17 protein-coding genes are annotated in these 22,026 nt (G+C 71.3%); 4 read left to right on the plus strand and 13 right to left on the minus strand.

The features are described 5' to 3' along the window. Positions 1-36: 36 nt before the first annotated feature. Complete coding sequence (locus tag E4U92_RS07905; protein ID WP_137299578.1) at positions 37-2,196, minus strand: RecQ family ATP-dependent DNA helicase; 2,160 nt, start codon at positions 2,194-2,196, stop codon at positions 37-39. A gap of 315 nt (positions 2,197-2,511) precedes the next feature. Between E4U92_RS07905 and E4U92_RS07910 the strand changes: the two genes are divergently transcribed. Continuing rightward, positions 2,512-3,123: a hypothetical protein gene (locus E4U92_RS07910; protein ID WP_137299579.1), complete on the plus strand. Its 612-nt coding sequence runs from the start codon at positions 2,512-2,514 to the stop codon at positions 3,121-3,123. 392 nt (positions 3,124-3,515) lie between these two features. On the opposite strand, the gene E4U92_RS07915 is transcribed toward E4U92_RS07910, so the two are convergent. The 3 genes from E4U92_RS07915 to E4U92_RS07925 form a co-directional block, all read right to left on the minus strand. Further along, positions 3,516-4,145, minus strand: a complete 630-nt coding sequence (locus E4U92_RS07915) for a hypothetical protein (protein ID WP_137299580.1) — start codon at positions 4,143-4,145, stop codon at positions 3,516-3,518. A 68-nt stretch (positions 4,146-4,213) separates the two neighbouring features. Further along, positions 4,214-4,915, minus strand: a complete 702-nt coding sequence (locus E4U92_RS07920; RefSeq protein ID WP_137299581.1) for a ribonuclease HII — start codon at positions 4,913-4,915, stop codon at positions 4,214-4,216. Between the two features lie 113 nt (positions 4,916-5,028). Beyond that, a complete protein-coding gene (locus E4U92_RS07925; protein ID WP_137299582.1) occupies positions 5,029-5,652 on the minus strand; it encodes a TetR/AcrR family transcriptional regulator in 624 nt (207 codons plus the stop codon). A gap of 186 nt (positions 5,653-5,838) precedes the next feature. Between E4U92_RS07925 and E4U92_RS07930 the strand changes: the two genes are divergently transcribed. Next, positions 5,839-7,386, plus strand: a complete 1,548-nt coding sequence (locus E4U92_RS07930; RefSeq protein WP_137299583.1) for an MFS transporter — start codon at positions 5,839-5,841, stop codon at positions 7,384-7,386. A gap of 326 nt (positions 7,387-7,712) precedes the next feature. Here the strand turns inward: E4U92_RS07930 and E4U92_RS07935 are convergent, their stop codons facing one another. From E4U92_RS07935 to E4U92_RS07945, 3 genes are all read right to left on the minus strand, one after another. Next, positions 7,713-8,618: an ADP-ribosylglycohydrolase family protein gene (locus tag E4U92_RS07935; RefSeq protein ID WP_137299584.1), complete on the minus strand. Its 906-nt coding sequence runs from the start codon at positions 8,616-8,618 to the stop codon at positions 7,713-7,715. Between the two features lie 13 nt (positions 8,619-8,631). Continuing rightward, positions 8,632-9,291 (minus strand): histidine phosphatase family protein, encoded by a 660-nt coding sequence (locus E4U92_RS07940; protein WP_137299585.1) that lies wholly within the window; start codon positions 9,289-9,291, stop codon positions 8,632-8,634. 98 nt (positions 9,292-9,389) lie between these two features. Beyond that, positions 9,390-9,995 carry a YdbC family protein gene (locus tag E4U92_RS07945; RefSeq protein ID WP_137299586.1) on the minus strand — a complete coding sequence of 202 codons (606 nt, stop codon included), beginning with the start codon at positions 9,993-9,995 and terminating at the stop codon, positions 9,390-9,392. A gap of 178 nt (positions 9,996-10,173) precedes the next feature. Between E4U92_RS07945 and E4U92_RS07950 the strand changes: the two genes are divergently transcribed. Next, a complete protein-coding gene (locus E4U92_RS07950) occupies positions 10,174-10,707 on the plus strand; it encodes a TerD family protein (RefSeq protein WP_137299587.1) in 534 nt (177 codons plus the stop codon). A 74-nt stretch (positions 10,708-10,781) separates the two neighbouring features. On the opposite strand, the gene E4U92_RS07955 is transcribed toward E4U92_RS07950, so the two are convergent. From E4U92_RS07955 to nrdR, 3 genes are all read right to left on the minus strand, one after another. Next, a complete protein-coding gene (locus tag E4U92_RS07955) occupies positions 10,782-11,477 on the minus strand; it encodes a DUF6215 domain-containing protein (RefSeq protein ID WP_137299588.1) in 696 nt (231 codons plus the stop codon). A 161-nt stretch (positions 11,478-11,638) separates the two neighbouring features. Next, positions 11,639-14,533, minus strand: coding sequence for a vitamin B12-dependent ribonucleotide reductase (locus E4U92_RS07960; protein WP_137299589.1), 2,895 nt, complete (start codon positions 14,531-14,533; stop codon positions 11,639-11,641). A 166-nt stretch (positions 14,534-14,699) separates the two neighbouring features. Continuing rightward, the gene (gene nrdR, locus E4U92_RS07965) at positions 14,700-15,275 is read right to left on the minus strand and encodes a transcriptional regulator NrdR (RefSeq protein ID WP_137299590.1); all 576 of its coding nucleotides are present in this window, start codon (positions 15,273-15,275) and stop codon (positions 14,700-14,702) included. A 703-nt stretch (positions 15,276-15,978) separates the two neighbouring features. Between nrdR and lexA the strand changes: the two genes are divergently transcribed. Beyond that, positions 15,979-16,764: a transcriptional repressor LexA gene (lexA, locus tag E4U92_RS07970; protein WP_137299591.1), complete on the plus strand. Its 786-nt coding sequence runs from the start codon at positions 15,979-15,981 to the stop codon at positions 16,762-16,764. Positions 16,765-16,935: 171 nt separating this feature from the next. Here the strand turns inward: lexA and E4U92_RS07975 are convergent, their stop codons facing one another. From E4U92_RS07975 to E4U92_RS07985, 3 genes are all read right to left on the minus strand, one after another. Then, positions 16,936-18,912, minus strand: coding sequence for an ATP-dependent DNA helicase (locus E4U92_RS07975; RefSeq protein WP_137299592.1), 1,977 nt, complete (start codon positions 18,910-18,912; stop codon positions 16,936-16,938). A 311-nt stretch (positions 18,913-19,223) separates the two neighbouring features. Then, a complete protein-coding gene (locus tag E4U92_RS07980) occupies positions 19,224-19,955 on the minus strand; it encodes a GNAT family N-acetyltransferase (protein WP_137299593.1) in 732 nt (243 codons plus the stop codon). A 24-nt stretch (positions 19,956-19,979) separates the two neighbouring features. Beyond that, positions 19,980-21,908 carry an IucA/IucC family protein gene (locus tag E4U92_RS07985; RefSeq protein WP_373311714.1) on the minus strand — a complete coding sequence of 643 codons (1,929 nt, stop codon included), beginning with the start codon at positions 21,906-21,908 and terminating at the stop codon, positions 19,980-19,982. Between the last annotated feature and the right edge of the window lie 118 nt (positions 21,909-22,026).

Consider the following 22,026-nt stretch of genomic DNA (forward strand, 5'->3'; position numbering starts at 1 on the left):
GATCCTCCACTCCTCCGCCGGTCCTCCCGCGTCTCCTCAGCCCGCCGCGGCCAACACCAACGGCAGCACCTGCTCACTGCCCGCCCGGCGCAGCAGTCGCGCGGCAACGGCCAGGGTCCACCCGGAGTCGGTGTAGTCGTCGACCAGCAACACGGGTCCGGGAGCGGCCGCGATCGCCTCGGCCAAGTCCTGCGGGACGGCGAAGGCGCCGGACAGGGCCCGCAGGCGCTGCGCTGAGTTGCTGCGTCGGGCCATGTGCGCGCCCTCGGGTCCGGTGTACGCCAAGGTGCCGAGGAACGGCAGGCGGCCCACGCTCGCGATGCCCTGCGCCAGGGAACCGACCAGCTGCGGGCGGCTCAGGGACGGGACCGCGACGATGCCCACCGGCCTGGCCGTCGCGTCCGGAGCCTGGGTGGCCCACCCGCCGGGTGAGCGCGCCCAGTCGGCCAGGACCGCGACAGCGGCTCGCAGGACGTCGTCGGGGACGGGCCCGTCGGGTGCGTTCTCGGACAGCAGGGGGCGCAGGCGGTTGCCCCAGCCGATGTCGGAGAGCCGGCCCAGAGCGCGCCCGGTGGAGCACTGCTCGCCGGCCGGGATGCGGCCCTTGAGGTCGATGCCCAGGGCGGGCATCCCCGTGGGCCACATGCGGCGCGGCTCGATCTCCACGCCCGGGCGGTCCAGTTCCTCGGCCGCCCCTGTCAGCGCTTCCTCCGATACGGAGGCGTCGATCCACGCGCCGGCGCAGTTGTCGCAGCGGCCGCACGGAGTGGCCTCCTCGTCGTCGAGTTGCCGGCGCAGGAACTCCATCCGGCACTGGGACGTCGTCACGTAGTCACGCATCGCCTGCTGCTCGGCTGCCCGCTGCCGTGCCACCCGGTCGTACCGCTCTGCGTCGTACACCCACGGCCGGCCGGTGGAGGTCCAGCCGCCCTTGACCCGCTTGACGGCGCCGTCCACGTCGAGCACCTTCAGCATGGTCTCCAGCCGGGTGCGGCGGAGGTCGACCAGGGCCTCCAGGGCCGGCACGGAGAGGGGGCGCCCGGCGTCTGCGAGCGCCGTGAGGGTCTGGCGCACCTGGGCCTCGGGCGGGAAGGCCGTGTCGGCGAAGTAGCGCCAGATCGCCTCGTCCTCCTTGCCCGGCAGCAGCAGCACCTCGGCGTGCTCCACGCCGCGGCCCGCTCGTCCCACCTGCTGGTAGTAGGCGATCGGGGAGGACGGTGAACCGAGGTGCACCACGAAGCCGAGGTCGGGCTTGTCGAAGCCCATGCCGAGCGCCGAGGTGGCGACGAGCGCCTTCACGCGGTTCTCCAGCAGGTCGGTCTCGGCCTGCTGGCGGTCGGCGTTCTCCGTGCGCCCGGTGTACGAGGCGACCCGGAAGCCGCGCTGCCGCAGGAAGGCGGTGGCCTCCTCGGCGGCGGCCACGGTCAGCGTGTACACGATCCCCGAGCCCGGCAGCTCGTCCAGGTGCTCGGCCAGCCAGGCCAGGCGGTGCGCGGCGTCCGGCAGTCGCACCACGCCGAGTCGCAGGCTCTCCCGTTCCAGGGAGCCGCGCAGCACCAGCGCCTCGCCGGCCCCGGTGCCCAGTTGTTCGGCCACGTCCGCCGTGACGCGCGCGTTGGCCGTCGCGGTGGTGGCCAGGACGGGCACCCCGGGGGCGAGGTCGGCGAGCATCGCGCGCAGCCGGCGGTAGTCCGGGCGGAAGTCGTGGCCCCAGTCCGAGATGCAGTGGGCCTCGTCGACCACCAGGAGCCCGGTCGTGGCCGCGAGCTTGGGCAGCATCTGGTCACGGAAGTCGACGGAGTTGAGGCGTTCCGGGCTGACGAGGAGGACGTCCGTCTCACCGCGCTCGACCTCCTCGTGGATGGTGTCCCACTCCTCGGGGTTGGCCGAGTTGATGGTGCGTGCCCGGATACCGGCCCGAGCCGCCGCCTCGACCTGGTTGCGCATGAGCGCCAGCAGCGGCGAGACGATCACCGTGGGGCCCGCTCCCCGGCGGCGCAACAGCGCCGTGGCCACGAAGTACACCGCGGACTTGCCCCAGCCGGTGCGCTGCACCACCAGTGCCCGTCGCCGCTCCCGCACCAGCGCCGCGACCGCCTGCCACTGGTCCTCCCGCAGCCGCGCGGAACCTCCCGGAGCCCCGACCAGCTCGGCGAGGACGGCATCGGCTTCGGCGCGGAGCTCCTGGGTGTCCATGCCTCCATGCAACCCGATACCCCGGGTCACCTGCCAATCCACCCTTGTCGATCACCTGTGACGGAGCGTGATCGAACCGGTCGTGCCGGGCGGAGCAGGCTTCACGTCCGCCCGGCCTGGGTAGTGATATAAGCCACGCATCGCCGCATAACCGTCGGTGGCCCCAATTGCTCGTTGCCGCATCCCAGTTCGGCAGGAAGAATTGAGTTCCGCTCCCCGCACGGCTCGCCCGTGGCCCCGGTAGGGGTCTGTTGCGGTGCGCGCTCCCCCCAATCCGACCCGCCCGCTGTGTGGGCCGTAGCCGAAGGGAGGACCGTGACCTTCGGATTCGCTCCGTCCTCGGCGGCATCGTTGGCCGCGGCCGACGCTTCCGCCAACCGCTTGCTCGAGCCCGCGGAATGGGCCGCAGCCGGCATACCGCTGCTGCGCAACCCGCGCGAGGTCGTGAGCGGGCTGCACGCGCGGCACCGGCCCGGCCCGGCCACCGCGATCGTGGCCGTGCTCGACCCGGACGAGCGACTCAGGGCCAGCGCCTCGTTCATCCGCCGCCCGGCTCCCGCCGACGGATGGATGTTCCGCAACGCACTCCTCGCCCAGCTGCGCCGGATCATTCCGCACGACCTGCGGCGCCGTACACCGGTGCGCACGGCGGTGCTGCTCTACTGCCGCCAGGGCGACGCGCGCTGGACGGAGGAGGACGGAGCGTGGATGTGGGGGCTGCGTGACGCGTGCACGTTGCACGGGCTGCGCTGCGGGGCGTACATCACCCTCACCGACGACGGCTGGCAGGTGCTCGGCGAGGGCCGGGGCGGCCGCCGGCCCAGTCTCGGCTCCGCTCCGGAGCCGTTCGCCCTGTCCGAGGTGCCGCCGCTGCCCCGCACCGGCGGCGCCGCGTCCGACGTCCTGCGCCGCGCCGCCGCGCGCTGAGCGGCACCGGCCGATCTGGCGATACGGCGGACCGACGGGTCCCGGCTGATACGCCAGACCCCGGACCAGTCGGCACAGCGCACCTGCCAGAGCCCGCCCGGCACAGTGCACCCGGCTTGGCCCACACGGGGCGGCAGCCGTATACGCCTCAGCCTCCACGCCAGCGCCTCTGGAGGCCCCGGCGAGGACGGTCGTCAGAACGCCCCACCGCGAGCGCCGAACCTCCGTACGGCCACTGGCGGGCGGGGCCGCCCGGACGGGCGCCCGGGCATGCCGGGCCCGCGCACGCGCCGGCACTCGCCGTCACACACGCGTCAGCCGGCACCGGAGCCCCCTCCGGCGGTGACGCCGGAGGTAGCCGCAGGCGCCTGCCCCGACCGTCGGGACTCGGCTCAGACTCCCGCGCCCAGCACCGCGTTGATCTGCTGCGGGTCCCCGCAGGCGATCAGCAGGGCGCCGGCCCGGGTGCGAGCCAGGGACAGGACGGACTCGACGGCGGAGGCAGGACCTCCGTTGACGGCGACCACGACGACCGGACGCTCGGACGCCCGGCCCACGGCCTCGGCACCCGCGTAGAAGACGTCGTCCCGCGCGTCGTGCTGCGCCCAGTAGGACGCCTCACCGAAGGACAGTTCGTGGGTGGCCCACGGGTGCTGCTCGCCGGTGGTGACCACCAGCACGTCACCCGGAGCGCGGCCCGAATCCAGGAGGAGGTCCACGGCCTCCTCGGCGGCGTCCAGCGCACCTTCGGCCGAGGCCGGGATCAGCTGGATCTGCGGAGCCGTCGAGGGGGCGGCAACGGCCTGGGCCTGCGGCCCGGGCTTGAGTGCGGCCACGTCGCGAGGCGTGCGCTGTGCCGGAGCCGTCGGCCGCGGAGGACCGGGGCGGCCGGGGCGCGACGGAGCCGCGGGACGGGGGCCGGGTACGGGGCGGGGGGTCGGCGCGGTACGGCCGCTGGCCGGCGTGGCGCGGGGACCCTGGGCACTCTCGTGAATCTGAGGCTCCTCGGGAATGAGAGGCATGAGCTGATTTTTATCAAACACTGGTGCGGTTCGCGCCAGTGGGTGGCACAACAGTGCGAACGGCAGGATCAGAAGTCGAAGCCGAGCTGGCCCGCGACCTCCGGAACGCTCGCGTCCGCCCAACTGCGGGCCTTCTTGAGGTGCCGCCACTGGGGCAGCGCATCAAGATACGCCCACGACAACCGGTGGTACGGGGTGGGGCCCCACTCCTGCAGTGCGGCCTTGTGCACGGGCGACGGATAGCCGGCGTTGTCCGCGAAACCGAAGTCTGCATGGTCGGCACCCAGTTCGGCCATCATTTTGTCGCGCTGGACCTTGGCGAGCACCGAAGCCGCCGCGACGGCCACGCAGGACTGGTCGCCCTTGATCACCGTGCGGACCCGCCAGGGAGCGCCCAGGTAGTCGTGCTTGCCGTCGAGGATGACCGCGTCGGGCTGGACCGGCAGGGCTTCCAGTGCCCGTACGGCGGCGAGCCGCAGCGCGGCCGTCATCCCCATGTGGTCGATCTCCTCGTGGGAGGCGTGTCCGAGGGCGTACGAGGTCACCCACGTCCGCAGTTCCTCGGCCAGTTCGGTGCGACGCTTCACGGTGAGGAGCTTGGAGTCGGTGAGGCCCGCGGGGGGTCGGCGCAGTCCGGTGACCGCGGCGCACACGGTGACGGGTCCGGCCCAGGCACCGCGCCCCACCTCGTCGACACCGGCAATGATCTTCGCTCCGGTCGTGGCGCGGAGAGAGCGCTCGACGGTGTGAGTGGGTGGTTCGTACGGCATGGCGCCCTAAGCGTACGCCGCCGGGATCGCTGCGCGACACCCCGGTTTCCGACCCCGCTTTCCCCTGCGGGGATGGTCGTCTCCGGCCGGCGGCCCGCGTCACGCTACCCGGTTCAGTCCCCGTCCGGCCGCAGCAACGGCAGCATGAGCTGGTCGACCATCTCCTCGAGCTCCAGATCCTCCCATTCGCATCCGCGTATCTTGGAGCGGTACATCATCATCGCCGGGACGGCGTCGAAGACGTAGCCGTTCGTCGCGTCGGGCCGCACCTCCCCCCGCTCGATCCCACGGCTGATGACCTGGTGGAGCAGCTCCACGGTCGGCCGCACGACACTCTCGAAGATCAGCCCCTGGAAGCGTTCCACCTGCGCCGGATCGCATTCGTGAATCACCGCACGGAGAGCGAATCCAGGGCGCGAGAACATCGCGTCGCGCGCCGTGCGGCACAGCGCCAGGAGGTCCTCGCGCAGGGTGCCCAGGTCGGGCGCCTCGTCCAACCGCGGCAGCGCGGCCTGGAGGGCATCGGCGACGAGGTCCTCCTTCGACGGCCAGCGCCGGTACACAGCGGCCTTGCCGGTCTGGGCGCCGGCGGCGACGCCTTCCATCGTGAGGCCGTTCCAGCCGACGGTACTGAGTTGCTCCAACGCGGCGTCGAGGATCGCGCGTTCGAGCACGGCGCCGCGCCGGCGGGGGGAGGTCGCCTGAGCGGGGGCGACCGTCCAGCGCGAAGTAACCATCCGAGTCTCTCCAGGTGCAGGCGAAGCGGGCGGTGCGGGGAAGCGGCGGTCACCGGACGGCAGTTGGGGGACGGAGACCGCCGTACGGCGAAGACAGTGAACGCTTGCGTTCTCTAGCGCGGACTCACTACCGTGGACGCAACAGTGAACGCAAGCGTTCACTAAGCCATGCGTGGGGGACTCATAGTGACAACCTCTCAGTTGATCGAAGAACAGAAACCGGGTGCGGCCCGCCGGCAGGGGCATCCCGGCATCGCGCTCACCGTCATCGCGGCCTGCCAACTGATGGTGGTCCTCGACGCGACGATTGTGAACATCGCGCTCCCGCACATTCAAGATGCGCTCGAGTTCAGCACCACGGATCTCACCTGGGTGGTCAGCGCCTACACGCTCACCTTCGGCGGTCTGCTGCTGCTCGGCGCGCGGGCCGGTGACATCCTCGGGCGACGCCGGGTGTTCATGACCGGCATCCTGCTGTTCACCTTCGCCTCGCTCCTGGGTGGAGTGGCCCAGGAACCCTGGCAGTTGCTCGCCGCGCGCGCCCTGCAGGGCGTGGGAGGAGCGATCGCGTCCCCCACCTCCCTGGCGCTCATCACCACCACGTTCCCCGAGGGCCCGGAACGGAACCGGGCCTTCGGAGTCTTCGCCGCCGTGTCGGCGGGCGGCGGCGCCATCGGTCTGCTCACCGGCGGCATGCTCACCGAATGGCTCGACTGGCGCTGGGTGCTGTTCGTCAACGTGCCCATCGGCGTGCTGATCGCGTTCCTGACCCCGCTGTACATCAGCGAGTCCGAACGCCACCCGGGACGCTTCGACATCGCGGGCGCGCTCGCCTCGACGCTCGGCATGGCCTCCTTGGTGTACGGCTTCATCCGCGCCGCCGAGGAAGGCTGGCGGGACGACCTGACCCTCGGCTCCTTCGGGGCCGCCGTGGTCCTGCTGCTGGCCTTCGTCTTCATCGAGACGCGGGCCAAGGAGCCGATCACCCCACTGAGGATGTTCGCCGACCGCAACCGCTGCGGCACGTACGTGATCATGCTGAGCCTGGCCGCCGCGATGTTCGGCATGTTCTTCTACATCGTGCTGTTCGTGCAGAACGTGCTCGGCTACAGCCCGATCAAGGCCGGTGTCGCGTTCCTGCCCGTGACGTTCGCGATCGCCCTCGGCGCCGGTCTGTCGCAGCGCTTCCTGCCCGTGCTCGGCCCCAAGCCGTTCATGGTCAGCGGCACCTTCCTGGTGGTGACCGGTCTCGTCTGGCAGACGTTCATCAGCCCCGACAGTTCCTACCTCGGTGGCGTGCTCGGTCCGATGCTCGTGTTCGGCTTCGGCATGGGGCTGAACTTCGTGACCGCCACGGTCACGGCGGTCGCGGGCGTCGCCCCTCGCGAGGCGGGCGCGGCGTCGGGACTGCTCAACGCCATGCAGCAGGTGGGCGGTTCGCTCGGTCTGTCCATCCTGACCACCGTCTTCGGGTCGGCCAGCAAGGACGAGGCCGAGAAGCAGGTGCCGCGGTTCCTGGCCGACGGGTCGCCGGAGCAGAAGGCGGAGTTCGCCAGGACGCACCAGCTGCCCGGCCCGTGGGGGCACGAGGTGCTCGCCCACGGCATCTCGACGGCGTTCATCCCGGCGGCCGCCATGGGTGTGCTGGCCCTGGCCACCGCCTGGTTCGTCATCCGGGTCCGCAGGAGCGACCTGGAGGCCCTGTCCGGCACGGCCGGCCCGATGGTGGGCTGACCGAGGAACCGGCACACCACGAGCCGGACGGGCCGGGTCACCGGCGGACGCGAGCGCAGCGCGTCCGCGGGGGCCCGGCCGAGCCCGTTCCCCGATCCGACCCATGGCTCTCCTCCACACCCCGGCGACGAACGCCACCAGCACCATCGACCCCCGCACCCACTCCGCCCACCTCACGACCACCACCCCGAGACCTCGCCCGTCCCCTCCAGAAGCACCCGCACCTCACACAGCGGATGTCCGGACAACGAGCCCAAGGTCACTCAGAGTTCCCGATCGGCACGGAGAGTTTTGAGTTCCGGTCCCCCGGACGGCACAGCGGTGCGTCAGACGGACACGGCCGCCCACTCCGGCAGCGGCTCCGTCCGTTCCCCCCACGCCACCGGCGGTGCACCCGCCCGGCCCGCGGCGACGATCCCTCCCACGATCGCGCAGGTCGTGTCGACGTCCCCGCCGACCTGCGCCGTCGTCCAGAACGCCGCCTCGTAGTCGCCCAGGGAGCGGGCGGCCGACCAGACGGCGAAGGGGACCGTGTCGTGGGCGGTCGTACGGCGTCCGCAGCCCAGGACCGCCGCGACGGTGGCCGCGTCGCCGTAGTCGAGCATGTCCTTGGCGCGGCGCAGACCGGCACCGACCGCGCTCCGCGGGACGAGCGCGATCACGTCGTCGAGGAGCGACTCGGGAGTCGGCGGGCCGCCCGGCGCGGCGGCCAGTGCGGCGGCCGCGGCCACGGCCATGGCGCCGACCACCGCTTCCCGGTGCTGGTGCGTGGGGTAGGCGGAGATCTCGGCCTGGTGGGTGGCCTGCTCGGGATCGTCCGCGTACCAGGCGCCGAGCGGGGCGATGCGCATGGCGGCGCCGTTGCCCCAGGAGCCCTGTCCGTTGAAGAGCGCGGCGGACAGCTCGCGCCAGTCACCGCCCTCCCGGACCAGCCGCAGGAGCCGGTTCACGGCGGGGCCGTAGCCCCGGTCGAAGTCGTGGTGCGCGGCGAAGGACTGCGCCAGGGCGTCCTGGTCGATCCGCCCGTGCTCGGCGAGGACGGCGACGACGGAGCAGGCCATCTCGGTGTCGTCCGTCCACTGCCAGGGTCCGGGCGGCAGCTCGCGGCGCTTGAGCAGCGGGACGTTCACCGGGACGAAGAACTGCGAACCCAACGCGTCGCCGACGGCGAGTCCGCGCAGGGCGGCCAGGGCGCGCTCCTGGCGCCCGCGGGAAGAGGTGTCTGAGATCATCGGTTCTGCCACTCTATCCGGTGATCCCGTACGATTCCGGGTCACGCCAGCGGTCGAACGGCCGGTCGAGGGTGTACTTGCCGTCGTCGCCCAGAACGAGCATCCGCATCTCCGCGTTCCCGGGATTGGACAGCGACTCGAACTCGGCGACCGTCCAGTGGAACCAGCGCATGCAGAACAGGCGCATGGCCAGGCCGTGGGTGACGAGGAGGACGTTCGGCGGGTGGTCGGGGGCCTCGAAGCTGCGGAAGAGGCTCTCCAGGAAGTTGCCGACGCGGTCGTAGACGTCGGCGCCGCTCTCGCCCTGGGCGAAGCGGTAGAAGAAGTGCCCGTAGGCGTCGCGGTAGGCCTTCTGCAGGCGCACGTCGTCGCGGTCCTGCCAGTTCCCCCAGTCCTGCTCGCGCAGCCGGGGCTCCTCGCGCACCCGGATCAGCTCCTGGTCGAGGTGGAAGGCGCGCAGGGTCTCGTGCGTGCGCCGGTACGGGGAGACGTAGACGCTGACCTGCTCGCGGCCGAAGACCTCCCGCAGTGTCTTGCCGGTCTCCTCCGCCTGCCGCCACCCGCGCTCGGTCAGCGCGAGGGCATGGTCGGGTTCACGCTCGTACACGGTGTCATCAACATTGCCCGTTGACTCCCCGTGGCGGACAAGGACGATGCGCCGTGGTCGTGCCATGCCAAAACCCTAGATCGGATGGCGCGCTCGTGAGCACTCGTGCGGGCCCCGTACGGCGTACGTCACACCGGGCGTGCACCCGGGGTCACAGAACGGGGTCAAACGGTCCAGGTGGGTTCCAGCTCGACGATGTCGCCGGTGAGCGAGGCGATGTCGGCCTCCGTCTGCGCGCGCAGGGCGAGCCGCTCGATGCGCTCGGTCCGGTACTTGCCGTGCTCGGCCTGCGAGCGCCACATCGACAGCACCAGGAACTCATGGCCGGGCGCTTCGGCGAACAGGCCGCGGATCATGCCGGGGGAACCGGCCATCGCGGGGTTCCAGACCTTCTCCTGCATCAGGGTGTAGTGCTCGGCCCGGTCCTCGTGGACGCGGCACAGCGCCACGCGCAGCAGGTCGGCGTCCGTGAAGCGGGGCTCGAAGCCGGTCTTCACGTCGAAGCGGTGGTCGAAGAGCCGGGCCTGGGGGTCCTTGAAGGTGCCGGCCTGGGCTGCCGCGAGGCGGTCGTGGGAGCGGGCCATGAAGGAGTCGTAGAAGGCGCGGCTCTCCCAGAACGCGAAGACGTGGGCCACGGACGGCCGTCGGCGGCTCCAGCCCCCGCCCTGTCCGCGAAACCCCGGCTCCCCCAGAAGCCCCGCCCACTTCCGCTGCCCGCGCTCGAAACCGCGGCGGTCCACCACGGTGCAGCGAATCCACTTGACCAGCACCGCGCCATCGTAAGGCCAGCGGGCGTGGCGTCGGTCACGCTGAGCGCACCTCTGGCGCACGGACACGTACGCGCGCGTGGCAGGATGGACAACCCGCCCCGGGTATCGGTCAGTTAAGGCCGACGATCGACCGGGAACGGGCGGACGGGCACATGGGGAGACGGGGAAGGGGAGCCTGGTGAACGGTCTCAACAAGGGGATCCGCAAGGTCGAAGCCGCGGTCAAGTGGGATCCGAGCCCGGCCGGGCAGCCGCCCACCGACCTCGACATCGTTGCCGCCACCTACCTGGCGGACGACCCGCACGGCGAACCCGCGTACGTGGTGCACTTCGACAGCCGTTCCCCCGACGGCACGATCTACCTCAACCGGGACAGCACGGACGGCAAGGGCTTCGGCTGGGACGAGGTCCTCACGGTGGAGCTCGAGCGGCTGGACGCGCGGTACGCGCGCGTGGTGGTCGGTGTGGTGATCCAGCAGCGGCCCGCCCACCGCACGTTCGTGAGCGTGGTCAACCCCGGCTTCCGGGTGCGCGAGGGCTACTCCGTCCTGGCCGAGGGCGACTTCGGCTCCGTCCTCGGCGCCACGGCGGCGACGTTCGCGGACTTCGTGCGCGACCCGGCGGAGGGGTGGACGTTCCGCGACGGCGTGCGGGGTTACGAGGACGACCCGGTGACGTTCACCCGGTTCATGGGCGGGCTCGGCCAGGCGTGAGGCGTGCGCGGAGCTGAGGGGGCGCGCTGCTGCGGCAGGCGCCCGCTCTCCTCGCCTCCTGCCTCTTCCCCGGGTCAGCCCGCGCTGTTCCAGCCGGGTACGGTCGGCAGGACACGCTCGGCGACGCGCAGCAACGCGGCGTCGTCGGGCGTCACGTTGTCCTGGCGCCAGATCACGATCTCGAGGGAGCCGCCGCCGTCCTTGGCGCTCGGCGCGACCATCAGGCAGCGGGCGATGCCACCCGGGGCGCTGCTCGCCTTCTTGCCGCCGAGGTTGAAGCTGAGCTCGATGGTCCGGTCCGAGTAGAGGACCGCAGGGTGTCCGAGGAGGGTCTTCTTCTCGGCGTTGTGGCCCAGGAGCGTGCCCATCCGCGCGACCGGGATGTCGTCGTACGAGGCGGACAGCTTCACGGAGTAGGTGTCCAGGTCGACACTGCCCTCGGGGGTGGTGATCTTGGTGCCGCCGGCGAGGGTGAAGGAGCTCTCGTTGCCGTTGGCGCTCCGCGCGCGCTCGGCCGGCGTGCCGAGGAGCGTGGGCAGGTCCGGGCGGTTGAGCGCCTCGCACAGTTGCGCGCCGGAGACCCGTTGCGCCCGCGGGGGCGCGCTCGACGAGGAAGAGCACACGGCCGGCTTCCCTTCGTCGGACGTGTCGCCCACGGCATCCCCCAGCGCCCAGAGCCCCACCGCGAGGCCGCCGACCAGCAGCAGCGCCGCGGCCGCCTGGGCGCCCGCACTCGTCGTCTTCTCCGGTTCGGCGGCACCGTCGGTCATGTCCCCCACCTGCACTCCCTGTCCCCCCACTTGTAGTGCGCCTGACATCGCGCCGGTGGAGCCTAGCCGGTGATCGTTCCGCGGCAAACAGGAAAAGAAGCGGGGGGACCACCGTGGTGGTCCCCCCGCTCAGCGAGGTACCGGTCGGACCGGTGCCGGGGTCAGCTGCAGCCGCTGGTGGAGCCGCAGCCCTCGCAGATGTAGCAGGAGCCGGCGCGCTGCATCTTCGTACCGCAGGAGAAGCAGAGCGGGGCGTCGGCCTGGATGCCGAGCTGCATCTCGACCAGTTCGGCGCTGGTGTGGGCCTGCTTGGGGGCGGGCTTGGCCGTCTCGGTGGACGCCTTGGGGGTGGCCACCGCCTTCAGGTCCGTCTGGCGCGGCGCCGACTGGGCGAGGCCCTCCACGTCGACGTCCTCCTCGGCCGCCTCGTAGGAGCCGGTCTCCAGGTGACGCTGGCGCTCCTCGGCCGAGTGGATGCCGAGCGCGGAACGCGTCTCGAACGGCAGGAAGTCCAGCGCGAGGCGGCGGAAGATGTAGTCGACGATCGACTGCGCCATCCGCACGTCCGGGTCGTCCGTCATACCGGCCGGCTCGAAGCGCATGTTGGTGAACTTCGAGACGTACGTCTCCAGCGGCACGCCGTACTGCAGGCCGACGGAGACGGCGATGGAGAAGGCGTCCATCATGCCCGCGAGGGTCGAGCCCTGCTTGGACATCTTCAGGAAGACCTCGCCCAGCCCGTCGTCCGGGTAGGAGTTGGCCGTCATGTAGCCCTCGGCGCCGCCGACGGTGAAGGACGTGGTGATGCCGGGACGTCCCTTCGGGAGGCGCTTGCGGACCGGGCGGTACTCGACGACCTTCTCGACCTTGGTCTCGACGGCGGCGGGCGCCTCGGTCTTGGCCTCGGCCTTGTCGTCGCCCTTCGTCTTGGCGGACAGCGGCTGGCCGACCTTGCAGTTGTCGCGGTAGATCGCGAGGGCCTTGACGCCGAGCTTCCAGGCCTCGTAGTAGATCTCCTCGACCTCCTCGACGGTCGCCGTCTCCGGCATGTTGACCGTCTTGGAGATCGCGCCGGAGATCCACGGCTGGATCGCGGCCATCATGCGGACGTGGCCCATCGGGGAGATGGCACGCTCGCCCATGGCGCAGTCGAACACCTCGTAGTGCTCGGGCTTGAGGCCGGGGGCGTCGATCACATTGCCGTTCTCGGCGATGTGGGCGACGATCGCCTCGATCTGCTCCTCCTGGTAGCCCAGGCGGCGCAGGGCCTGCGGGACGGTGCCGTTGACGATCTGCATCGAGCCGCCGCCGACCAGCTTCTTGAACTTCACGAGCGCCAGGTCGGGCTCGACGCCGGTGGTGTCGCAGGACATCGCCAGGCCGATGGTGCCGGTCGGGGCGAGCACCGACGCCTGGGCGTTGCGGAAGCCGTTGCGCTCACCGAGGCGCAGGACGTCCTGCCAGGCCTCCGTGGCGGCGGCCCACACCGGGGTGTCCAGGTCGTCCATGCGCAAGGCCGTGCCGTTGGCGTCGGAGTGCTGCTTCATGACGCGGTTGTGCGCGTCGGCGTTGCGGGCGTAGCCGTCGTACGGGCCGACGACGGAGGCCAGTTCGGCGGAGCGGCGGTAGGCCGTGCCGGTCATCAGGGAGGTGATGGCGCCGGCGAGGGCACGGCCGCCGTCGGAGTCGTAGGCGTGACCGGTCGCCATCAGCAGGGCGCCGAGGTTGGCGTAGCCGATGCCGAGCTGGCGGAACGCGCGCGTGTTCTCGCCGATCTTCTGGGTCGGGAAGTCCGCGAAGCAGATCGAGATGTCCATCGCGGTGATGACCAGCTCGACGACCTTCTGGAAGCGCTCGGTCTCGAAGGACTGGGTGCCCTTGCCGTCGTCCTTCAGGAACTTCATCAGGTTCAGCGAGGCGAGGTTGCAGGACGTGTTGTCCAGGTGCATGTACTCGCTGCACGGGTTCGACGCGGTGATCCGGCCGGACTCGGGGCAGGTGTGCCAGTTGTTGATCGTGTCGTCGTACTGGATGCCGGGGTCGGCGCAGGCCCAGGCCGCTTCGGCGATCTTGCGGAAGAGCGCCTTGGCGTCGACCTCCTCGATCACGTCGCCGGTCATGCGCGCACGCAGGCCGAACTTGCCGCCCTGCTCGACCGCCTTCATGAACTCGTCGTTGACGCGGACCGAGTTGTTGGCGTTCTGGTACTGGACGGACGTGATGTCGTCGCCGCCCAGGTCCATGTCGTACCCCGCGTCGCGCAGGACGCGGATCTTCTCCTCTTCCTTCACCTTGGTCTCGATGAAGTCCTCGATGTCCGGGTGGTCGACGTCGAGGACGACCATCTTCGCCGCGCGGCGGGTGGCACCACCGGACTTGATGGTGCCGGCGGAGGCGTCGGCGCCGCGCATGAAGGAGACCGGGCCGGAGGCGTTGCCGCCGGAGGAGAGCAGCTCCTTGGAGGAGCGGATGCGGGAGAGGTTCAGGCCGGCGCCGGAGCCGCCCTTGAAGATCATGCCCTCTTCCTTGTACCAGTCGAGGATCGACTCCATGGAGTCGTCGACGGACAGGATGAAGCAGGCGGAGACCTGCTGCGGCTGGGGCGTGCCGACGTTGAACCAGACGGGGCTGTTGAAGCTGAAGATCTGGTGCAGCAGGGCGTAGGCCAGTTCGTGCTCGAAGATCTCGGCGTCCGCGGGCGAGGCGAAGTACTTGTAGTCCTCACCGGCCTTGCGGTACGTCTTCACGATGCGGTCGATCAGCTGCTTGAGGCTGGTCTCGCGCTGCGGGGTGCCGACGGCCCCGCGGAAGTACTTGCTGGTGACGATGTTGACCGCGTTCACCGACCAGAAGTCGGGGAACTCGACGCCACGCTGCTCGAAGTTGACCGAGCCGTCGCGCCAGTTGGTCATGACGACGTCACGGTGCTCCCAGGCCACCTCGTCGTACGGGTGCACGCCGGGGGTGGTGTGGATGCGCTCGATACGCAGCCCCTTGGTGGCCTTGGTCCCCTTGGCCCGGGAACCTCGTGCCGGACCGCTCGCCGTCTCTGTCATGCCGCCTCCCTGTACAGGCAAAAACGCCCTGAAATGCCACGATGTTCCCGTGGCACGGTGATGTGTCTGGTAGTGCGGGCACCCACGCGCTGCCGCCCGCACCTGGTCTTGTCAACGCCGCCGCCCGGCCGGCCCCCGGTATCGGGGCCCGGCTGTGGCCCTTCGGTCAGTCGGCGGCCCGGGCGGGCTCGGGGACCTGAACGGCTCCCCCTGGCCCCCCGTCGTCTTGTCGGCTCCCCGCGACGGTTCCGCCGCCCTCGCGGCCGCCGCCCGCGTCGTCGTCCGCAGTGGGGGGCCCGGTCTGGTCCCTGAGCTCCGCGATGGCGGCCTCGAAGTCCTCGAGCGAGTCGAAGGCCCGGTAGACGGAGGCGAACCGCAGATACGCGACGAGGTCGAGTTCCTGCAACGGGCCGAGTATGGCCAGCCCCACGTCATGGGTGGTCAGTTCGGCGCTCCCGGTGGCGCGCACCGCCTCTTCGACCCGTTGGCCGAGCTGGGCGAGTGCGTCCTCGGTGACAGGCCGCCCCTGGCATGCCTTGCGCACGCCGTTGATGACCTTGGTACGGCTGAACGGCTCGGTGACTCCGGACCGCTTGACCACCATCAGTGAACAGGTCTCCACCGTCGTGAAGCGACGGGAGCAGTCGGGACACTGACGGCGCCTGCGGATCGACGTGCCGTCGTCGGTCGTACGACTGTCGACGACACGGCTGTCGGGGTGCCTGCAGAAGGGGCAGTGCATGATCTCCAACCCTCCTCACAGCAGACTCAACAGCCTCGTGGGCCACATGAGCCCCTCGAAGCAGCCCCCAGCATAGGCGATCGCCGCGCGTCCGAAGACACCGGGGACCACAACTTCTGGGCCGCTGGTGACATCCAACCACTACATCTAGGGCTTGGTTCATACATGCAGGATGTGTCGCGTGTCGCAGTCGGAGCCCTCACGCACCGCTGCCCGGCCGTCACGCCGAGCGTCCGGGACGCGACATGATCGCGCCCGCTCCGCACCCGCGCGACCACGGAACGGAGCCGCCACGCGCACGCGTACGGGCGCCCGACGGCACCGGCGCGGACGCGCGCGCGTGGCGCGTGTGCGCGCACCACGAAGCCGTCGGTACGCCCGCGTGGGGCACACCGCGCGGGCGGTTACGGAGATACCGTGAGCGCCGCAAGGAGGAGCGGTGCGACTCCCGCGCAGGGCCGGGCCGGGTCCCGGCGAGCGGGACGACGGATGGCAGACTGGCCACGGATCGCGAGGCCGGCGACCCCGGCGGTGAAGAGTACAACGATGGGCTCTTCCGTCCGCCACGAAGCAGCGTCAGCTATACACCCGGACACATGATCAGGTCCGGTTATCCGCGGTTTTTAACTCGAACGTGTGTTTGGCGCAACCTTTCGAAAGCATCTACCGTTGTCCAGCAGGGAGACCATCGAGAGGGGCCGACGTGACCACCACCGCAGACAGCGCCACCATCACCACCCAGGACCGCTCCCAGGGCCGACTCGAGCCGGTGCATGGGATGAACGAAGCCGTAGCCGTGAGTCCCGAGGGGCACAAGCGCTCCCTGCCAGGCCGACCTCCAGGCATCCGTGCCGACAGCTCGGGACTCACCGACCGTCAGCGCCGGGTGATCGAGGTCATCAGGGACTCCGTGCAGCGCCGGGGGTACCCGCCGTCGATGCGCGAGATCGGCCAGGCGGTGGGTCTGTCCAGCACGTCTTCGGTCGCCCACCAGTTGATGGCGCTGGAGCGCAAGGGCTTCCTGCGTCGCGACCCGCACCGCCCGCGCGCCTACGAGGTGCGCGGCTCGGACCAGGCCGCGCAGGTCCAGCCCACGGACACCGCCGGCAAGCCCGCCGCGTCGTACGTCCCGCTCGTCGGCCGGATCGCCGCCGGTGGCCCGATCCTCGCCGAGGAGTCGGTCGAGGACGTCTTCCCTCTCCCCCGCCAGCTCGTCGGTGACGGTGAGCTGTTCGTGCTGAAGGTCGTCGGCGACTCGATGATCGAGGCCGCGATCTGCGACGGCGACTGGGTCACGGTCCGCCGCCAGCCGGTCGCCGAGAACGGCGACATCGTGGCCGCCATGCTCGACGGCGAAGCGACCGTCAAGCGCTTCAAGCGCGAGGACGGCCACGTGTGGCTGCTCCCGCACAACTCGGCCTACGAGCCGATCCCCGGCGACGACGCGACGATCCTCGGCAAGGTGGTGGCCGTTCTGCGCCGCGTCTGAGCACGGCGACGGGCGGGCCTCTCCTCGCCTGTCCCCCTGTGACTGGGCCCCGGGATCCCTGCGCCGGTTCCGGGGCCCTGTGCTGTGCCGGCCTGTCGGCGCCCACGGCCTGAGGGCCATCCTGCGTCGAACGCTACGAGCCAGGGCCGGTGCGCGGGCACCGGCCCGCGCTCACTGGGCTTCCGTCTGCTTCGCCGCCGCGTCGATGGCCGCGAGCGACTTGCGGACCTGGTTGCGGTCCGTTGTGAACCAGAAGTCGGGCATGGACGCCTTGAGGTAGCTCCCGTACCGGGCCGTCGCCAGCCGCTGGTCCAGGACGGCGACCACCCCACGGTCCTCGGACGCCCGTACGAGACGGCCGGCACCCTGCGCCATGAGGAGCGCCGCGTGCGTGGCGGCCACCGCCATGAAGCCGTTGCCCCCGGCGTCCTCCACCGCCTTCTGCCGGGCGCTCATCAGCGGGTCGTCGGGACGCGGGAAGGGGATCTTGTCCATGACGACCAGCTGACAGCTCGGGCCGGGTACGTCGACGCCCTGCCAGAGCGACAGCGTGCCGAACAGGCAGGTCCGCGGGTCCGCCGCGAAGTTCTTGATCAGCTCGCCGAGGGTCTCCTCGCCCTGCAGCAGGATCGGGTACTCGGGGATGCGTGCGCGCAGTTCCTCCGCGGCGAGCTGGGCCGCCCGCATGGAGGAGAAGAGCCCGAGCGTGCGCCCGCCGGCCGCCTGGATCAGCTCGGACAGCTCGTCCAGCATGTCGCCCCGGTCGCCGTCGCGCGCGGGGCGGGACAGGTGCTTGGCGACGTAGAGGATGCCCTGCTTGCGGTAGTCGAACGGCGATCCGACGTCGATGCCCTTCCACTGCGGCACGTCCTCGCCCTCGGTGCCCTCCGGGGCGAGCCCGAGGGAGGCACCGACGCCGTTGAAGTCGCCGCCCAGCTTCAGGGTCGCCGAGGCCAGGATCACGGAGCGGTCCGAGAAGAGCTTCTCCCGCAGCAGCCCGGAGACGGACATGGGGGCGACGCGGAGCGACGCACCGAACCGGTCGTGCCGCTCGTACCAGACGACATCCCACTCGGAGCCGTTGACGACCCGCTCCGCCACGTCGTGCACCGACTCCACGGACGCGAGGGCCTGCTTGCGGACCGCGTCCTCGTCCTGGACGGACTTGTCCCGGGTGCCGCCGATGGCGGTGATGACCGTCCGCGCGGCGTCGCGCAGCGCCATGAGCGCGTAGCCGAGGTCTTCCGGGATCTCCTCGAGGCGGCCGGGCAGGGCCAGCTCCATCACCCGCTCGAACCCCTCGGCGGCGGTCTGCAGCTGATCGGCCGCCTTCTCGTTGACGAGCTTCGCGGCGCGCCGCACCGCGCGGTTGACCTGCCCCGGGGTCAGCTCGCCGGTCGCGACCCCGGTGACCCGGGAGACCAGCTCGTGGGCCTCGTCGACGATCAGCACCTCGTGCTGCGGGAGCACCGGCGCGCCCTCGATCGCGTCGATCGCCAGCAGGGCGTGGTTGGTGACGACGACCTCGGCCAGCTTGGCCCGCTCCCGCGCCATCTCGGCGAAGCACTCGGCACCGTACGCGCACTTGGAGGCGCCGAGGCACTCCCGCGAGGACACCGACACCTGCGACCAGGCGCGGTCGGAGACACCGGGCGTCAGGCCGTCGCGGTCACCGGACTCGGTGTCGTCGGCCCAGTCCCGCAGCCGCAGCAGGTCCTGGCCCAGCTTGCTGGTGGGGGCGGCCGCCTCGAACTGGTCGAACAGACCCTCTTCCTCGTCCTGCGGCACCCCCTCGTGCAGGCGGTGCAGGCACAGGTAGTTCGACCGGCCCTTGAGCATCGCGAACTCGGGGCGGCGGCGCAGCAGGGGGTGCAGCGCCTCCACCGTGCGCGGCAGGTCCCGCTCGACCAGCTGGCGCTGGAGGGCCAGCGTGGCGGTCGCTACGACGACGCGCTCGCCGTGGGCGAGCGCGGGCACCAGGTAGCCCAGCGACTTGCCGGTGCCGGTGCCGGCCTGGACGAGGAGGTGGGTGCCGTCGTCGATCGCCGCCGCGACCGCTTCGGCCATGGCCACCTGGCCGGGACGCTCCGTGCCGCCGACAGCGGCGACGGCGGCGTGCAGGAGTTCGGGGAGAGAGGGCTTCGTCATAGCGCGACCACCCTACGGCGCGGGACCGACAAACGAGGGGTCGAGGCGGTGAGGAGCGGTGGGATCAAGACCTTGGGCTTCTTGTGGGAGGGAGCAGTGGGGTGCGGAGAAGGCGCTCTGGGCCGGGGGTCGTGGGTAGGGGATCGGGGATCGGGGGTCAGGGATCGGGAGGGGCGTGGGCGGCTTCGGCAGACGGTGCTGGAGAGCGGGAGGTGAAGGTTCCCGCCGAAAATCTCGAGATGCGGCGTGTCATGCGGGAACCGGCTCGCCGAGCCGTTCGTTGCGGAGAGTGACGGCACTTTGTCCGAGTGTCACAACAGGTGAAGGGATCGGTCTCTGATCAGCAGCGCGGCTCGCTTGGCCGGCAGTTCGAGTTCGGCGGCGTATCGGAAACCGGCGGTGAGAAAGGTGGCGAGGGACGGGATGTTGCGGAGGTCGGGTTCCGCCACGACGCGGGCACAGGCAGGCCGACGGTCGAGCACGAGATCGGCGACGGACCTGAGGAGCACACCACCCAGACCGCGCCCGCGGTCGGCTGCATCACCGATCAGCAGGTGGATACCGGTGTCGTGAGGCCGGGCCGGGTAGTGCCGGGCCAGCGGGTCGAGGTCGGCCCGGTAGATCTCCCAGTAGCTCATCGGCGTGCCCTCCAGCACGCCCAGGCACGGCACGCTGCGCCCGTCACCCGCGAGTTGGCGGCGCAGGTGTGCCTCGGTCACGGCGTCGGGGCCCGCCAGGTCCCAGAAGGCCGCGACGGAGGGGTCGTTCATCCAGCGGGTGATGAGGAGGAGGTCACGGTCCACGTGGACGGGGACCAGTCGGAACGCACCAGCGGGGGAGGCGGCCGGGCCCCAGGTGTCGATGTGGTCGAGCAGGTCCTCCGCGAAGGGCGTCCGGCGTGCGGCTGGACTCCGCCCCTGGACACAGCTGTCGAAGAAGTCCGCCGGCAGGCGCAGCTCCAGGGTCTCCTCGTTGTCCGTGGCGCTGCGCAGTCCGGCGACGGGAGGGGTACGGGCGTCGGCGCCGGTGTCGATGGAGGGCACGGGACGCTCCTCTCGGGAGTGGGCTCAGGCGTGGAGGGGGTTGGCGATGGTGACGTAGACGGACTGGGTGTCGACGGGACCCACGAGTTCGTCGAGGCCGTGGAGCCGTGTGAGCAGGTTGGCCTTGCAGCGCAGGGCGGGTGAGTCGAGCAGCCGGGCGGGCAGCGAGCTGCGCCGCCGGTGCGGGCCGGCTGCGGCGTCCTGGAGGAAGCGGCGCAGGGCGGCGAGCAGCAGGTGTTCGTCGGCCAGGCGCTGGGAGCCGAACGCGCCGATGAGACCGAACACGTTGTTGATGCCGAGGTAGTAGGCGAAGCGCTCGTCGGTGACCTCGTCGGGGACGAACGTGTCGCTCTGCTCACCGATGCCGGGCAGTCGGGCGTCCAGTTCCGCGCGGCGGGACGCCCGGAAGTAGTAGCCCTGGTTGTCGCGGTAGCGGGCGCCGGCGGGCCATCCGTGCCGGTCGAGCAGGAGGAGGGTGTTCTGCTGGTGGGCCTCAAGCGCCACCCCCGCCTCGCCGTCCAGCCAGAGGACCGGACGGACGACGTGGTGGAGGTAGCGCAGGAACCACTCGGTGGCGACGGCTCCGACCGGGCGTCCGGTGTGGGCGGCGAGCGCGCTGACGACGGTGGCGAGACGGGAGTGGCTGACGGCTGCTGTCGCCTGGGGGCGGGGCGAGACCAGGCCCGCGACGCAGGAGACGTCGTCGGCCGGGGTGAACGGGTTGTGCCGGATCACCACGTCGAGGCCGCTCACCGGGGTCCCGTCCGGGGTGTCGACGGCCAGCCAGGCGGGGTCGCGGACGACGTCGAAGTCCGGGTGGTCGGCGTGCCACTGCTGGGCGAGGCCGGTGCGCAGCAGGCGGTGGACCTCGACGCCGCGGTGGAGTTCCTTGCGGAGGTTCTCGCGGCGGGAGTTGGTGATGCGCAGCGCCAGTGACAGCTTGAGCATGGCGGGGGCGCCGGAGCGGTGCACGGTACGGACGGAGGAGGTGGGGTGCCACGGCAGCCCGTGCGGGCCGAGGTCGCGGAGGAGGCCGACGTCGAAGAGAGCGGCGACCTCGTCGCGGTGGCGGGCCTCGCGCAGTTGCCAGGGGTGCAGCGGCAGGGCAGCCCAGCCGTCGGGCAGCGCCGGTTGGGCACCGCCCAGGCGGGCGGTCAGCAGCGGGGCGGGGACAAGGCGGCCGCGTTCGGTCCAGGCGGAGTCGGCAGCGAGGACGGAGGGAGCGACGGCGAGCCAGTGCAAGGGGAAGGATCCGCGCAACTCGGGTGAGTACAGACGGGCTTCGGCGTCGGAGAGCCCCTCGCGGCTCTTGGGGGTCGGGTGCATCGGATGGCCGAGCAGCAGGGCCTGCTCGGCGGCGAGGAACAAGTCCGTTGCGGAAGCGGGGTGTTCCCTGCGGTCGGCGATGAAGGTCGCGGTGCGCCGCGCGGAGTCGGCGACGCGCGCTACGAGGTCGACGCCGTGGGTGGACGAAGGGGCGCCGTTGCGGTCGGCGGGCGGTGCCGTGGTGGCGGTGGTGTCGGGGTCACCCGGGCACCGCGGGGGCTCCCCGGTGGAATCCAGGGCGGACTCGCGGGCCAGGAGTGCCGCCACCGTGGCCGGATCGGCGGGTGGGCAGGCCAAGGGGGCTTTGGCGAGCCGAGGCGGACCGAAGCGGTGCCAGCCGGTCGGGGACCAGTAACGGACAGGGACGAGCAGGGCAGTTCCGGAAGCCGGGAGAGGGATGCGGAGGACGTCGGTGACAGGAGCGGGGAGGTTCGTCTCGCGCACCCAGCAGCGCAGGAGGTTCTCGGTGGCGGCCGCCTGGGCCGCGGTGTGCGGGTCCGGGTGGTCCAGGGGGTCGGGTTCCGGGGCAGGGACGGTGCGCGACCGCTTGGCCAAGGGTGGGGCGTCGGTGCGGCGCGGGGACGCCGCCGGCAGCACGCGCTCCCCCGGCAGACCGGGCTGCCCCACGGGCCTGGGCTCTCCCGCCGGCCGGGGGTCACTCGGGGGTCGAGTCCCTCTTGGAGACCTGATCTCGCTGGCCCGGAGGTGGGTATCGGCCAGGGCCTGCGGTGGCTCAGGGGCGGTG

The sequence above is a fragment of the Streptomyces galbus genome (assembly GCF_005280195.1).
GTDB lineage: Bacteria > Actinomycetota > Actinomycetes > Streptomycetales > Streptomycetaceae > Streptomyces > Streptomyces galbus.